General features: G+C 69.0%; 14 protein-coding genes and 1 pseudogene. 4 read left to right on the forward strand and 11 right to left on the reverse strand.

Annotated features, from left to right (window positions below; all coding sequences use genetic code 11):
- Positions 1 to 13: 13 nt before the first annotated feature.
- The 5 genes and pseudogenes from MANAM107_RS12610 to MANAM107_RS12625 form a co-directional block, all read right to left on the reverse strand.
- Positions 14 to 706, reverse strand: a complete 693-nt coding sequence (locus MANAM107_RS12610; protein WP_223909340.1) for an ABC transporter ATP-binding protein — start codon at positions 704 to 706, stop codon at positions 14 to 16.
- The gene (locus MANAM107_RS12615) at positions 703 to 1,815 is read right to left on the reverse strand and encodes an ABC transporter permease family protein (protein ID WP_223909343.1); all 1,113 of its coding nucleotides are present in this window, start codon (positions 1,813 to 1,815) and stop codon (positions 703 to 705) included. Before MANAM107_RS12615 ends, MANAM107_RS12610 begins: the two co-directional genes overlap by 4 nt.
- Positions 1,816 to 2,328: 513 nt before the next feature.
- Entirely contained in the window at positions 2,329 to 3,135 is an 807-nt protein-coding gene (locus MANAM107_RS12620) for an SHOCT domain-containing protein (protein WP_263421904.1), read from the reverse strand.
- Positions 3,136 to 3,156: 21 nt separating this feature from the next.
- A pseudogene (locus MANAM107_RS13315) lies at positions 3,157 to 3,213 on the reverse strand (hypothetical protein); the annotation flags it as partial.
- 63 nt (positions 3,214 to 3,276) lie between these two features.
- Positions 3,277 to 3,648, reverse strand: coding sequence for a type II toxin-antitoxin system death-on-curing family toxin (locus tag MANAM107_RS12625; RefSeq protein WP_223909352.1), 372 nt, complete (start codon positions 3,646 to 3,648; stop codon positions 3,277 to 3,279).
- A gap of 325 nt (positions 3,649 to 3,973) precedes the next feature.
- Here MANAM107_RS12625 and MANAM107_RS12630 point away from each other — a divergent pair, with 325 nt between their 5' ends.
- On the forward strand, positions 3,974 to 6,391 hold the full coding sequence (locus MANAM107_RS12630) for an ATP-binding cassette domain-containing protein (protein ID WP_223913192.1): 2,418 nt from the start codon (positions 3,974 to 3,976) through the stop codon (positions 6,389 to 6,391).
- A gap of 44 nt (positions 6,392 to 6,435) precedes the next feature.
- Here the strand turns inward: MANAM107_RS12630 and MANAM107_RS12635 are convergent, their stop codons facing one another.
- The gene (locus MANAM107_RS12635; protein ID WP_223909354.1) at positions 6,436 to 6,921 is read right to left on the reverse strand and encodes a type II toxin-antitoxin system VapC family toxin; all 486 of its coding nucleotides are present in this window, start codon (positions 6,919 to 6,921) and stop codon (positions 6,436 to 6,438) included.
- The gene (locus MANAM107_RS12640) at positions 6,918 to 7,157 is read right to left on the reverse strand and encodes a FitA-like ribbon-helix-helix domain-containing protein (RefSeq protein ID WP_179901279.1); all 240 of its coding nucleotides are present in this window, start codon (positions 7,155 to 7,157) and stop codon (positions 6,918 to 6,920) included. The genes MANAM107_RS12635 and MANAM107_RS12640 overlap by 4 nt, the downstream gene beginning before the upstream one ends.
- A gap of 140 nt (positions 7,158 to 7,297) precedes the next feature.
- On the opposite strand from MANAM107_RS12640, the gene MANAM107_RS12645 reads away from it, so the two are divergent.
- Positions 7,298 to 7,807: a GNAT family N-acetyltransferase gene (locus tag MANAM107_RS12645; RefSeq protein WP_223909357.1), complete on the forward strand. Its 510-nt coding sequence runs from the start codon at positions 7,298 to 7,300 to the stop codon at positions 7,805 to 7,807.
- Between the two features lie 76 nt (positions 7,808 to 7,883).
- A complete protein-coding gene (locus tag MANAM107_RS12650) occupies positions 7,884 to 8,510 on the forward strand; it encodes an HAD family hydrolase (RefSeq protein ID WP_223909359.1) in 627 nt (208 codons plus the stop codon).
- Here MANAM107_RS12650 and MANAM107_RS12655 read toward each other — a convergent pair.
- Both MANAM107_RS12655 and MANAM107_RS12660 read right to left on the reverse strand, forming a co-directional pair.
- Entirely contained in the window at positions 8,494 to 8,946 is a 453-nt protein-coding gene (locus MANAM107_RS12655; protein WP_223909362.1) for an ASCH domain-containing protein, read from the reverse strand. The genes MANAM107_RS12650 and MANAM107_RS12655 overlap by 17 nt on opposite strands.
- A gap of 13 nt (positions 8,947 to 8,959) precedes the next feature.
- Positions 8,960 to 10,081, reverse strand: a complete 1,122-nt coding sequence (locus tag MANAM107_RS12660; RefSeq protein WP_223909364.1) for a 6-phosphofructokinase — start codon at positions 10,079 to 10,081, stop codon at positions 8,960 to 8,962.
- 199 nt (positions 10,082 to 10,280) lie between these two features.
- Between MANAM107_RS12660 and MANAM107_RS12665 the strand changes: the two genes are divergently transcribed.
- Positions 10,281 to 10,637, forward strand: coding sequence for an RNA polymerase-binding protein RbpA (locus tag MANAM107_RS12665; RefSeq protein ID WP_179901284.1), 357 nt, complete (start codon positions 10,281 to 10,283; stop codon positions 10,635 to 10,637).
- Positions 10,638 to 10,969: 332 nt separating this feature from the next.
- On the opposite strand, the gene MANAM107_RS12670 is transcribed toward MANAM107_RS12665, so the two are convergent.
- Both MANAM107_RS12670 and lnt read right to left on the reverse strand, forming a co-directional pair.
- A complete protein-coding gene (locus tag MANAM107_RS12670; RefSeq protein WP_223909367.1) occupies positions 10,970 to 11,770 on the reverse strand; it encodes a polyprenol monophosphomannose synthase in 801 nt (266 codons plus the stop codon).
- 48 nt (positions 11,771 to 11,818) lie between these two features.
- Complete coding sequence (lnt, locus tag MANAM107_RS12675; RefSeq protein WP_373314055.1) at positions 11,819 to 13,429, reverse strand: apolipoprotein N-acyltransferase; 1,611 nt, start codon at positions 13,427 to 13,429, stop codon at positions 11,819 to 11,821.
- Positions 13,430 to 13,482: the final 53 nt, after the last annotated feature.

Here is a 13,482-nt window from a genome sequence, read left to right on the forward strand (position 1 = left end):
TGGGTGATGCGGCTCAGTGGTGCGGGTGGGCCGATGCGCTGAGGACGCCGTCGTGCATGACCAGGACCGTGTCGCACACCGGTAGGAGCCGCTCGTCGTGGGTGACCATGACCGTGGCCTTGCCCTGCTCATGGGTCTGCTCGGCCAGCAGGCGGGCCACCTCCTGGGCCCGGGCGCTGTCCAGGGAGGCTGTCGGCTCATCGGCGAGGATGATGTCCGGGTCATGGTAGAGGGCCACTGCGATGGCGGCGCGCTGGCGCTCGCCACCGGACAGGCCCTCCGGGTAGGAGCGCGTGCGGTGGCCCAGGTCCAGGGCATCGATGAGGTGGTCGCGGCGGGCCCGATCTCCCCGGCGCCTGGCTACCCTGTCGTGGAGCGCGAACTGGTCCAGCAGGGTCAGGAAGGGCACGAGCCCGGAGGCCTGCAGCACGAAGCCCAGGCGGGTGCGGCGCAGGCGCGCCCGCGCCCGCTCCGGCAGCTCGGAGAAGGGCTCGCCACCGATGGTGACCGTTCCCGTGGAGGGGGTGCGCAGGCCGCCCATGATGGTCAGCAGGGTCGACTTGCCCGAGCCCGAGGGGCCGAGGATCCCCACGAGCCGGCCGGCGGCGAGCTCCAGATCAGTGCTGCGCAGGGCATGGATCGTCTCCCCGCCCACCTCGTAGTCCTTGGAGACCCCGCTCAGGGCAAGTGCCGTGGCGGGGCTCATGCGATCGCCTCGGCGGGGTCGATGCGCGCGACCATGCGCACCGAGATGAGGCCGCCGATAATCGAGACCACGATGAAGGCGGCGCAGATGCCGGCGTTCAGCACGGGGGAGAACCTGAAGGGGACGGAGGCGGGCAGGACCAGGGCGGTTGCGGCGGTGGCCAGGAGGCCCACGGCGACGCCGGTGGCGGCCAGGATCGTGGTCTGGGCGCCGCCTGCGTGGATGAGGTAGCCGGTGGGCACGCCCCGTGCCTTGAGGATGCCCAGGATCGGCCGCTTGTGAAGAGTGAGCACGTAGAGGAAGATCCCCAGCACGAGCGAGGCGATGAGGATGAGTGAGCCGATCATGAGGCTGAAGGTGAGGACCTGGGCGGAGTATCCGGGCAGGGTCCGGATGAGCTCCTCGGTGCTGAGGATCTGCAGGTCGGCCCGGGAGGCGGCGTCGGCGGCGCTCCCGTTCTCGGACAGGTCGGCGCCCAGGACGACGGCGGAGACTGCGGGGGAGAGGCTATCGGGCCCGTGGCACCCCAGCGCCTGGTCGTCGATGGTGATGACGGGCGCCGCCTGGAAGCTGGTGTCGTGAGTGAACCCGGCGATGTGCCACTCATGGTCCGATCCCAGCAGGGTCACCGCGTCGCCGACGGCTAAGCCCTCTGCGGTGAGGCTGTCGTCGACCAGGATCTCGCGCGTGGGGTCGGAGATCGGCGAGCCCGAGGTCACGGTGGGGGCCAGGGCGCCGGCAGGGTCGATGCCGAAGGCGAAGACATCGACGCGCAGGGGATCGCCCGCCTCATCGCGCAGGTCGGAGGCCTGTGCCACAGCCGCCACCGAGATCAGGGGATCGGCTGCGGTCCCGGCCCCCTCAGCCAGCTCCTGGGCGGCAGCGAGCTGCTCGGGGGTGAGCCTTGAGGCGGAGATGCTCTCGTTGGAGGCGTCGGTCAGGACGATGCTGCCCGCGCCCCAGCCGTCGACGGCGGCGCGGTAGGACTGCGCGAGGCCCGAGGCCAGGGCGGCCAGGAAGAACGTCAGGTAGGCCACGAGCGCGATGACGGCGATGATGAGCCCGAAGCGCATCGGCTCATGCCGGATCTCGCGCAGTGCCAGGAACATAGAGCGGTTCCTCCTCGGGTAGACGCCGGCGGTCCGTGTCGTGGGGTGTCACTGGAATGCCACCGGGAGCACCGCCACTGGTGGACATACACGGCGGTCCACGGTGCCCAGCGGTGCCCAGGGGATGGGCGCGGGGAGGCGCGGGAAATCCCTGATCACCCCGAGAATGACATAATGTACATTATCGGATTGCGGTGAGGTGCGGTGTGCCGTGCTCCCGGTGGCTCGACCGTCTTCGCCAGGGTCCGTCGTGTCGCCCGCCGCGATGCGGCCCGTCTATGTGCGGGGTGCTGGCGGCGGGTCCGAGCGCAGGCGGCCGTAGGTCAGGACGTCGATGCGCTATGCGCTCTGGCCGTCGATGAGGAACTTGCTGCGCTCCACACCCTCATGGATGAAGCCGGCGGTGCGCGCCACGGCTGCGCCGGGTTGTTGGCCCGGTGGCCGAGCTCCAGGCGCTCCAGAAGGTCCTGAGCATGGTGTCGATCCCGGAGTGCGTGCGAGTCGATCTGGAACTCAAAGTGTCTCTAGGAGCCTTGCCTTTGCGGTAGCGAATTCTGCATCATCCAGCACTCCTTCTGCATGAAGCTGAGAGAGCTCCCGCATTCTATCGGAGAAGGATGGGGTTGTGGTGCTGACGACCATGTTGTTGGATGCGTTCATCGGGCTCGAGGCTTCTATCGGATGCAAACGTCTCCGTTCTTCGGAATTGAGGGAAATAACTGAGTTTCCGGCGCTCTCGAGGGCGCGCCCTACACTTTCTTGCTCTCTCCTGACGACCTTGATGCCGAGACCGTTATCGACTTGATTGGTGAGTGTGCGAGTCCCGGTGTCGGTTGATATGGTGAGCGTTGATTTCCCGCTCATCTGCTTGGCGATGTGAGATGCACCCGCGATGGCCATGCCGGGAACCGAGGCCTTCAGGCCTTTGGTCACCAGGGATCCGGCCATTTGAATAACAGCGCCTCCTGCGATGCTCGACGCCCCGCTAGACGACTCTGGGGTGCCGGAGATGAAACTGATGTAGTAGAGCTTCTCGTAGGGAGTTGGCTTTTCTGCCTTCCCGAGTGTTGGCTGTGCACGCTCTCCATCAAATATCCTGACATACCCTCCTCGGTAGACCTCGATGGTCGAGTTGCCGAAGAGTCCGCTTGCAATTAGGTTGCCGGCTGCAGCCTTGAGCTCCGCCTGTTTTTTCCGTTCCTCCTCTTTCTGTGCTCTTCTTTCGGAGACGACCTTCTTTACGGAGGATTCAACCCTATTGAATATGGTCTGCTCCTTTCGGGCGGGCATTGTCTCGCCGGTCCGCGCCTGTGCGGACATGTGCTGGGTCCAGTTCTGACCGTCCCACCACCTTTGGGTACCAGTCCCATCGTCGTACCATCCCGCCGGTGCTGACACCTTCAACCTCCATTGACTGTGAGTTGTTATTTATTCACTGATGGCATTCTTGTGGCCACGGGGCTATGCTAGCCTGCGCCACTTCCGCGGTGATGCAGCGGTCTGCCCGATGTTGCACTCCCCCGCTGCCACGGCGACGATGAGATCGTGGGCCTCATTATCCGGAGCATCGATCCGCCAGTCGTCAATGTCAAGGAAGACGAACGCTGCTGGCCATCCGAGGCGCTTGTTCCCATCGACCAACGATTGGTTGCGAAACAATGCTTCGAGCAGGGCTGACGCCTTGTCCTCAAGGCCCGGATAGACCCCACTGCCCCACAACTGACTCGCCGGTCGATATGCTGCTGCGGCCAGGAGTCCGACGTCCCGTATCGGCCCCACGCGCAGGTCGTCGGCCAGGGTCAGTAGATCCTCGAGCGAGAGGAAATCTGTCATTTTCCAGTTGATCCAGGAGTTCGGCATAGCGGGCGCGAATGCGTGCGGACGACGCGTTAACCGCACTCTCGTGGTCGCGGCGTTCCGCCGCCTCACGAACAACTCGCACCGTGGCCTCCGGACGGCTGCTCCCCTGCGCCTCCGCGGGGAACGCCAGGGCGCGCTCGTCGTCCTCGGTCAGTCGAAGCGTCATCGCCACGCAGTTTATACTATCGCAGATGATACGATAATGGTATCGTGCAGTTGATCTCATCCGGATGGTAGACCCGCGGCGCGCCACATGCGGTGCGGCCCCGGCGTCAGGCATGATCGCTCGGTGACCACTATGAGTACCCCGGCAGCCGATAACCACGACTCCATCCGGGTGGTGGGAGCCAGGGAGAACAACCTGGCCGGCGTGGACGTCGTCATCCCCAAGCGGCGCCTGACCGTCTTCACCGGGGTGTCGGGCTCGGGCAAGTCCTCGCTGGTGTTCTCCACCATTGCGGCCGAGTCGCGCCGCCTCATCAACGAGACCTACTCGGCCTTCCTCCAGGGCTTCATGCCTTCGACCAGCCGCCCCGACGTCGACCGCCTCGAGGGCCTGACGCCGGCGATCATCGTGGACCAGGAGCCCATGGCCTCCAATCCGCGCTCGACCCTGGGCACGGTCAGTGACATCGGCCCCATGCTGCGGGTTCTCTACTCGCGCCTGGGCACGCCGCGCATCGGCTCACCCCAGGCCTTCGCCTTCAACGTCCCCTCGGTCACCGGCGGCGGGGCGCTGACGACCCAGCGGGGCGGGCGCAGGATCGTCTCCCGCAAGAGGTTCACGGTCGTGGGCGGCATGTGCCCCCGGTGCGAGGGCCTGGGCCAGGTCTCCGACATCGACCTCACCCAGCTCTACGACGAGAGCCTGTCCCTGCTGGAGGGGGCCATCACCGTGCCCGGCTACACCGCCGGCGGCTGGTCGGTGCGCGGCTTCACCGAGTCCGGCCTCTTCCCCGCCGACAAGCCGATCCGCGGCTTCACCCCCAAGCAGCTCGATGACTTCCTGTACAAGGAGCCCACGAAGATTCGGATCGGGGGCGTGAACATCACCTATGAGGGCCTGGTGCCCAAGATCCGCAAATCCATGCTGTCCAAGGAGCCCCAGTCTCTCCAGCCGCATGTGCGGGCCTTCGTGGAGCGGGCCGTCGTCTTCGGCGCCTGCCCCGAGTGCGAGGGGACCCGCCTGGCCGAGCATGCCCGGACCTGCCTCATTGATGGGCGCTCCATCGCCGATGCCTGCGCCATGCAGATCACCGATCTGGCGGCCTGGGTCGTTGAGCTGGAGTCCGCCGCGCTGGGGCGGTCGGGATCGACGACGGCGGATCAGCCCGAGGGCCTGGTGGGCGCCGCTCCCCTGCTCACCTCCCTGCGCGAGCACCTGGAGGCCTTCGTGGGCATCGGCCTGGGCTACCTATCCCTGGACCGCGCCTCCTCCACACTCTCGGGCGGGGAGGCCCAGCGCACCAAGCTCGTGCGTCACCTGGGCTCGGCCCTGACCGACGTCACCTACGTCTTCGATGAGCCCAGTATCGGCCTGCACCCCCACGACATCCACCAGATGAACGAGCTGCTGGTGGCCCTGCGGGACAAGGGCAACACGGTGCTCGTCGTCGAGCACAAGCCCGAGACGATCGCGATCGCCGACCATGTGGTGGAACTGGGGCCCGGTGCCGGGGCCGACGGCGGGCGGGTCTGCTTCGAGGGCGCCGTGGAGGAGCTGCGGCAGGCGGATACCGTCACCGGCCGCCATCTGGCCGACCGCACCGCGCTGAAGGAGGAGCTGCGCTCCCCCACCGGCCATATCGCGATCCGCGGGGCCTCGACCCACAACCTGGCCAGCGTCGACGTCGATATCCCGCGGGGCGTGCTCACGGTGGTCACGGGCGTGGCCGGCTCGGGCAAGTCCAGCCTCATCCACGGCCACCTCTCCCCCATGGACGGCGTGGTGACCATCGACCAGTCCCCCATCAGGGGCTCGCGCCGCTCCAACCCGGCCACCTACACGGGCCTGCTGGAGCCGATCCGCAAGGCCTTCGCCAAGGCCAACAAGGAGGCCGGTGCCAAGCCCGCCCACTTCTCGGCCAACTCCGAGGGCGCGTGCCCCGTCTGCGGTGGGACCGGGGTCATCGAGACCCAGTTGGGCTTCATGGAGACGGTGGAGTCGCGCTGCGAGGCCTGCGCGGGGCGCCGCTTCAATGAGGAGGCGCTGGCCTTCACCCTGGAGGGGCTCTCGATCGCCGATGTGCTGGACCTCAGTGTCCAGGAGGCCCGGGTGCTCTTCTCCACGGGCCAGGCCCGCCTGCCTGCGGCGCTGCGGATCCTCGACCGCCTGGTGGATGCCGGCCTGGGCTATGTCAGGCTCGGTCAGGACCTCACCACGCTCTCGGGCGGGGAGCGCCAGCGCCTCAAGCTCGCCGTCCACCTGGGTGAGGACGGTGAGGTCATCGTCCTGGATGAGCCCACGGTGGGGCTTCACCTGGCCGACGTCGAGGCGATGCTGGCGCTGCTGGACCGGCTGGTGGAGGGCGGGCGCACCGTCGTGGTCATCGAGCACCACCAGGCGGTCATGGCCCACGCCGATTGGATCATCGACCTGGGCCCGGGCGCCGGTCACGACGGCGGCCGCGTGGTCTTCACCGGCACGCCCGCCGAGCTCGTGGCTCAGCGCGCCACCCTGACCGGCCAGCACCTGGCGGCCTACCTGGCCGGCTGACCCCTGGGCCGTGGGTGCCCGGGCCGTTCGCATCGGCACCAGTCCTATGCGTCGGCGCTGCCATTGCGGCTGTGGAACTGGGTCTGCGCCGCTGCATCGATCGGGCGGGGTTCGATCACGAAAGGGTCTAGGACCTGCAGACCTGCGACGCCTGCAAAATCTCTGACGTTGCGAGTCGCCAAGATGTGACCCCCCGAAAGGCAGGTTCCAGCGATCTGCGCGTCTGCGATGGAGATGGGGCGCCCGATAACTCGGCGCCTGGCGAGGACTCTTGCCGTCATTTTCGCAGCGTCGAGGGTGAAGGGGCAGAGAACGGTCGAGTAGACCTCCTCCACATATGTGATGAACTCTATGAGGTCCTGTCGGTGGCGCCCATCCGGGAGCAATAGGACGCCAACCCACAACTCCTGCATGGAGATTGCGGTGAGACCGACCTCTCCCGGCGCGCAACTCTTCAGCCAGGAGTAGACATTTGAGTCAGGGGTCGCCTTCGCTAATTCCGAGATGACGTTGGTGTCGAGAATGATCATGCGAACAACGATTCGTCGGGATCTTCGAATTCTCGCTCCGGAATATCCAGTTCGAATCCACCATGCTCTTGGGCAAACCGGTAGAAGGCCATGCCGATATTCTCATCCGGAAGGCCGGCAGCCTTATCCAGAATTCTGCGAATCTCAGCTTCGAGTGAGTGACCGTGGCGCGCCGCCATTTCTTTAAGGCGCGCATGGGTCTGATCGTCTAGATTTCTTACTGCCACTGCCGCCATCGATCGTCACCTGCTCCCACTCTTGAAACTCGATACTGATATCAATGCTAGCATCATTGTGGTTGTCGGCGCCAGTGCGGCTCCGTCTCTCGGTGTTCAGCAGGTGCCACTCCGGGTTGCTCCAGGTGGATACTGGCGCCATGATCACCATCCGGCCCGCGAGACTCGCCGATGCGCCCGGCATCCGGGCCATCCGCAACACCGCCGTGCGCGAGTCCCTGGCCCTGTGGACTGGGCAGGAGCACTCCCCCGACCAGGCCCGCGCCTGGCTCGCCCCCATGGTGGAGCGGGGCACGGCCCTCGTAGCCATCGCAGAGGCGGGCGGCCAGGGCAGGGGCGGGATCGTCGGCTTCGCGGTGGCCTCGCCGTGGCGCGACTACGAGGGCTACGCCCGCACCGTGGAGGACTCCATCTACCTCGCCCCCACCGCCCAGGGCCAGGGCGTGGGCGGCAGGCTCCTGGCAGTACTCATCGATGCCTCGCGCGCCGCCGGCGACCGGACCATGATCGCCGCCATCGAGGCGGGCAACACCGCCTCGATCCACCTGCACGAGCGCCACGGCTTCACCCTCGTCGGGACCATCCCGCAGGCCGGCGAGAAGCTCGGGCAGATCCTCGACCTCACCCTCATGAGCCGGCCGCTGGCCTGAGCCGAGACGCAAAGTGCCCCACCGATCCCCCATCGAGACGCCTGACGAATGGCGGAGCGCCAGAGATACTAGTGACATGAGGCACATTATCTGGGATATGGGCGGCACCCTCATCGACACCTACCCCGGCGTGGTCCGGGCACTGTGCCGGGCGGCCTACGGCGATCTCGCCCCCGCCCACCTGCGCCAGACCAGCGCCCTGACACGCATCTCGATCGCCCACGCCATCGAGGAGCTCTCCACCCTGCGGGGCGTGCCACGCGAAGCGCTGGAACAGGCCCACGAGGATCTCAAGGCCCAGTGGCGCACCCGGCCCGCACCGGTGATGGACGGTGCGCGCGAGCTCATGGCGCGAGTGTGGGAGCGCGGCGGGCTCAACCTCGTGGCCACCCACCGCGACCGCGAGAGCGCCACCATGCTCGTGACCATCCACGGCCTGGATCCCGACGACATGGTCTGCGCCCCCGACGGCGTTGAGCGCAAGCCCTCCCCCGCCATGAACCTCCTGCTGGCCCGGCGCCACGGCCTGGATCCCGCCGAGATCCTGTGCGTCGGGGACCGGTCCATCGACGCCGTCGCCGCCTCCCGGGCCGCCATGGCCCCAGCACTCCTGGTCTCCCCCGGCACGATTCTCACCCTCGACGGCGCTGCCGACGGCACCCTGGTGGTCGCCAGCCTGCGAGACCTCATCCCCCTGTTCTGAGCTCACGGCCCGGCGCCGGGCCGATGACCTCGAATCGTACGCAGACCACGATCGTGCCCTCATCCACAGCAGGGGGCGGCGCTCCCAGGGAGCGGAACCATGCGGCGTACTCGGCGCTGCGCCAGAAGCGCTCATGGCCGGCGCGCCACTGCGCCACGGACTCATGACCCTCCCCCTCGCCGACGGCGTGCTCCAGGCCCACCTCCCCCAATGGGAGGAGCCGAACACCGGTGACCTCGGTGACGCACACGGGCCCGCCCTCGGAATCGACGACGAGCTCCCGGTCGCCCGGCGCCGGCAGCGCCTCCCCGCCCGCCTCGAACTCCGCCAGCAGCGCCGTCGTCGTGCGCTTGCGCCCCGCGAGGATCGCCGCGACAAGGCGGTCGCGCAGCGGACCGGGAAAGCCGTACTCCCCCACGGGGAGCCGGGCGCTCATCGGCGGCGGCCGATCAGTCCCCCAGGGCGGTGCCCACGGCCCTGGCGGCGCGGATCCACTCGTGGTCCTCCGGCACGTACTTGACCTTGCCCGCCACCTGCTTGAGCGGCACCAGCTCGGTGCCGTGCCCGCGGTCGGCCACCATCACCCCGTGCCTGCCCTCGGCGATCGCCTCGGCCCCGGCCACGCCCAGGCGCGTGCCCAGCAGGCGGTCGGCGGCATTGGGGGTGCCGCCGCGCTGGACGTAGCCCAGGATCGTCACCCGCGCCTCCAGGCCCGTGCGCTCCTCGAGCTGCTCGGCCAGGGTGAAGGTGTTGGCCCGGTGGGAGGCCTCCAGGCGCTTGACGCCGCGCTTGGCGGCCGCCTTGGCCTGCGGGGTGGAGGCGTCCTTGACCAGGGCCTCGGCATGGTCGATCTCCTGGCGGTCCGGGCCGCTGAGCGCGCCCTCGGCCACGGCGATGACCGAGAAGGTCGATCCGTGGGAGCGGCGGCGCTCGATCTTCTGGGCGATGGCCTCGACGTCGTAGGGGATCTCGGGCAGCAGGATGACGTCGGCGCCACCGGCGATCCCCGCCCCCAGGGCCAGCCAGCCGGCGCGGTGGCCCATGATCTCGGCCAGGATGATGCGGTGGTGGGAGTGCGCCGTGGAGTGGAGGCGGTCCACCGCATCGGTGGCGATCTCCAGCGCGGTGGCGAAGCCGAAGGAGGAGTCGGTGTGGACGATGTCGTTGTCGATGGTCTTTGGCAGGTGGATGACGCTCAGCCCCGCATCCATGAGCCGCCGGGCGTTCTTGGCCGTGCCCCCGCCGCCCAGGCACACCAGGGCGTCGAGCCGGTCCTTCTCGTAGTTCTCCACGATGGTGGGCACCATGTCGCGCACCTCGCCGTCGACCATCATGCGGTGGACCTTGTCCCGACTGGTGCCCAGCATGGTGCCCCCGGTGGTGAGGATGCCCGAGAGCGCCGAGGCGTCCAGCTCGGTGAAGCGGTTCTCCGCCAGGCCCCGCATGCCGTCGCGGAAGCCGATGAGCTGCCAGCCGTGCTGCTGGATCGCTGCCTTGCCGAAGCCGCGGATCGCCGCGTTGAGCCCAGGAGCGTCCCCGCCCGCCGTCAGGATTCCGATGCGCTTAGCCATGGGGCCAAGTATGCCGCCGTTGCCGGGCAGGCGGGCAATCTGGGCGCATGAGGACCATGCCTGTATGATCGCGGGCCGGGGCTGCCCGGCGGCGCCCCGGCATCACGGGAACAATTCCCGGCCCGCCCCTGTTGACCCTCCGGGTGCTCCTCACAGGGAGGGCCACCGGTGAGACACGAGCCACGAGGAAGGCAGCATCATGGCAGACCGCGCACTGCGAGGCATGACCATCGGCGCGAAGTCGATGGAGTCCGAGGAGGGCGTGGAGTTCGCCGAGCGGATGATGATCACCTACGAGTGCCCGCTCGCCCACGTCACTACCATCCCCATGTCCACCGAGGCGGAGGTCCCCTCCACCTGGGAGTGCCCCGAGTGCGGGCAGATCGCCGCCCGCCGCGGTGAGGAGGAGGACTCCGAGGAGGAGGAGCCCAAGAAGGCCCCCCGCACCCACTGGGACATGCTCCTGGAGCGCCGCGGGGTCGATGAGCTCAAGGAGCTGCTCAACGAGCGCCTGGAGATGCTGCGCAGCGGGGAAATCTACCGCGAGCGGATGTAGGCGCCCGCCTCGCCTCCTGCGGCCACCGCGCGCGGCGCCCCAGCACTGTGCTGGGGCGCCGCGCGCTCTCACTCGTTGTACCTCCCGGGAGGTCGCCAGCAGGCAGCGCGGTGGGCGCAGATTGCGGTGGGGCTCGATGCGATGGGACGTCACTTCGCGACAAAGGCGTCACTTGGCGGAATGGACGGTACCTGCAGGTGTCGTCCATTCCGCCAAGTGAGGTCATTTCCGCCAAGTGACGCAGAACGTGAGTCCCGCGGCCCGCGCCGCACCGAACCAGCAGGGCGTCAGGACCTCATCCGCCCCGGTCGCAGCCTCCCGGGAAAGGGCGATCAGCGGCCCCGGCTGCCCCGGCCCCCGCGCGAGCCCCAGGCCCGCTGGAGGCGGTCGGCCGCCTGTCGGGATAGCTCCAGCGCCTGGCCGCCGCGCCTGTGCAGGCCCCAGCGGGTCACCAGGCGCAGCTCCTCGGTGAAGATCCCCCCGGAGAGCTTGGACTGGCCCGCCTCACGCTCCTTGAACACGATGGGCATCTCCACGATCCGCCCCCCGGCCTCCTCGACGAGCATGGTCATGTTGACCTGGAACCCGTAGCCCAGCGCCTCGACCCTGCCCAGGTCCATGCGCCGCAGGATGGAGGCACGGTAGACGCGGAAGCCGGCGGTGGCGTCCTTGACGCGCATGCCCAGCATGGCGTTGATGTAGAGGTTGCCGGCCCGGGACAGGGCCACGCGCCTGGCGTCCCAGCCCTCGGTGGCCCCGCCCGAGACCCAGCGCGAGCCGATGACCAGGTCGGGCTCGTCGGCCATCTCGGCGCGCTGGATGAGCAGTGCCAGGTCCTCGGCGCGGTGGGAGCCATCGGCATCCATCTCGATGATGAGCTCGTAGCCGCCGGCCAGGGCCCAGGAGAAGCCCGCCAGGTAGGCCGGCCCCAGGCCGTTCTTCTCCGTGCGGTGCAGGACGTGGATGCGCTCATCCTCAGCCGCCCGAGTATCGGCGTAGTCCCCCGTGCCGTCGGGAGAGCCGTCGTCGACGACGAGGATATGCGCCTGGGGGGCGTGCTGGCGCACCTGGTCCAGGGCGGTGGGCAGGTTCTCGATCTCGTTGTAGGTGGGAATGACGACGAGTGCCAGCACGTGTTCTCTCCGAGTCCTCAGTGGTCGCGGCCTGTTGCCGGTGGGCGGTCAGGGACGGCGTCGCGCCGTCCTCACCGCGTTCACGATACTCGCCAGGGCCAGGATCGCGGCTAACGACTCAGCCGCGATGCCGGGCCAGGCGCCCAGGCGGTCGGCTGGGGTCAGGGTGGAGCGCAGAGGCACGTCGGCCACCAGGGAGGCCTGCGTGTAGGGCCGGGTGACCTGCTCGACGGTGCCGTCGGGGGCGATGATCGCGGTATAGCCCACGGTGGAGACCTGGATGAGGCTGCGACCGTGGACGACGGCCTGGACGCGCCCCTGGGCCAGCTGCTGGGCGGCCTCGCCGGAGTCCAGGAAGGAGGCGTTGTTGGTGGGGATGACGATCGCCCGCCCGCCCTGGAGCACCCCCTCGCGCAGGGAGTCGTCGTAGGCGACCTCGAAGCAGATGCCCATGGCCAGGGGCACCTGGCGGCCCTGGGTGGCGGCGGGAACGGTGAGCGTGGAGGGCCCGGTGCCCGCCGCCATGTCGACGCTGATGCGGTCGACCTGGCTGGTCAGGCGGCGCACGAGGCTGCGTGCGGGGATGTACTCGGCGAAGGGGACGGGCCGGTGCTTGCGGTAGTAGGCGCCCGGGCCCTCCTGGGGGCTCCACAGGAGCATGTCGTTGTAGCGGACACGGCCCTCGACGGGCACCGCGCCCACAAGCACCGGGGCGCCGACCGCCCGGGCGGAGCGATCGAGCAGGGCGGCGGTCGCGGCATGCGAGCGCGGGTCGAGATCGGCGGCGTTCTCCGGCCAGATGACCATGTCCAGGGTGCCGGGGCCCACGTCCGCGGCCAGCTGCTCGGTGGCACTCGCATGGTTGCCGGTGACCTCCAGGGCACGGTTGAAGGCGTCCTCGAAGTTCTTGGCCACATTGCCCTGGACGGCGCCCACACGGATGGTCCCCTCCTGGGCGCCGGTGGCCAGGGGAAGGGCGGCGGGCGCCAGGAGGAGCGCCGCTGCGGCCCCCGCGGCCAGAATCGCACCAGGAAGGCGGCGGGCCCCTGCCCACAGCCCCCTGCGCCCCCCACCCGGGCCGAGGCGGAGGAGCGATGGCAGCAGGGCCGCGCCAGTCTCGGCCAGGCAGGCGGCGATGAGGGCGGCCACCAGGCTCAGCCCGAGGCTGCCGCCATAGGCGGCCACCGGGAGCATGGGGGCATCAGCCATGGCGAAGGCCAGACGCCCGAAGGGGAAGCCACCCAGGGGCCAGGAGGAGCGCAGCTCCTCGACCCCCGCCCACAGGACGGCGAAGGCCGCGACGCGCGCCACGAGCGCGGTCAGGCGCAGGCCGCTGAGGGCGGGCAGGCGGCTCACCAGCGCCCACGCCCCGCCCAGGAGCGCGAAGTAGAGGCTCTGGAAGGCGGTGAGCGCCGCCCAGCCGATGGGGTTGCCCATGGCCACGGCGGTGAAGTGGAGCAGGGGGGTCAGCAGGCCCACCCCGTAGAGCGCGCCGAGCCCGAGCCCCGCGCGCGCCGTGGCCCCGCGCGTCAGCAGCACGAGGCCGCCCACCCCCACCAGGCCCGCCCACCACAGGCCCACCGGCGGGAAGGCCGCATAGGTCACCAGTCCCCAGACCACGGCGAGTAGCGCCGGGCGGGTGGCGCCAGCAATCCTCACTCCCACGTGCGATCCGCTCTCCTCTCCTCACAGGCATCGCCTCCGGCACCAGA

Origin of the sequence: Actinomyces capricornis (assembly GCF_019974135.1) — a bacterium.
Classification (GTDB): Bacteria; Actinomycetota; Actinomycetes; order Actinomycetales; family Actinomycetaceae; genus Actinomyces; species Actinomyces capricornis.

What these genes read in the sequence shown, in the direction of transcription:
- MANAM107_RS12650 (WP_223909359.1), top strand. Translation starts at nt 7,884, where the DNA reads ATGAGGCACATTATCTGGGATATGGGCGGCACCCTCATCGACACCTAC.
- MANAM107_RS12615 (WP_223909343.1), bottom strand. Translation starts at nt 1,815, where the DNA reads ATGTTCCTGGCACTGCGCGAGATCCGGCATGAGCCGATGCGCTTCGGG.
- MANAM107_RS12625 (WP_223909352.1), bottom strand. Translation starts at nt 3,648, where the DNA reads ATGACAGATTTCCTCTCGCTCGAGGATCTACTGACCCTGGCCGACGAC.
- MANAM107_RS12660 (WP_223909364.1), bottom strand. Translation starts at nt 10,081, where the DNA reads ATGGCTAAGCGCATCGGAATCCTGACGGCGGGCGGGGACGCTCCTGGG.
- MANAM107_RS12665 (WP_179901284.1), top strand. Translation starts at nt 10,281, where the DNA reads ATGGCAGACCGCGCACTGCGAGGCATGACCATCGGCGCGAAGTCGATG.
- MANAM107_RS12640 (WP_179901279.1), bottom strand. Translation starts at nt 7,157, where the DNA reads ATGGCGGCAGTGGCAGTAAGAAATCTAGACGATCAGACCCATGCGCGC.
- MANAM107_RS12645 (WP_223909357.1), top strand. Translation starts at nt 7,298, where the DNA reads ATGATCACCATCCGGCCCGCGAGACTCGCCGATGCGCCCGGCATCCGG.
- MANAM107_RS12610 (WP_223909340.1), bottom strand. Translation starts at nt 706, where the DNA reads ATGAGCCCCGCCACGGCACTTGCCCTGAGCGGGGTCTCCAAGGACTAC.
- MANAM107_RS12635 (WP_223909354.1), bottom strand. Translation starts at nt 6,921, where the DNA reads ATGATCATTCTCGACACCAACGTCATCTCGGAATTAGCGAAGGCGACC.
- MANAM107_RS12630 (WP_223913192.1), top strand. Translation starts at nt 3,974, where the DNA reads ATGAGTACCCCGGCAGCCGATAACCACGACTCCATCCGGGTGGTGGGA.
- MANAM107_RS12655 (WP_223909362.1), bottom strand. Translation starts at nt 8,946, where the DNA reads ATGAGCGCCCGGCTCCCCGTGGGGGAGTACGGCTTTCCCGGTCCGCTG.
- MANAM107_RS12620 (WP_263421904.1), bottom strand. Translation starts at nt 3,135, where the DNA reads ATGTCCGCACAGGCGCGGACCGGCGAGACAATGCCCGCCCGAAAGGAG.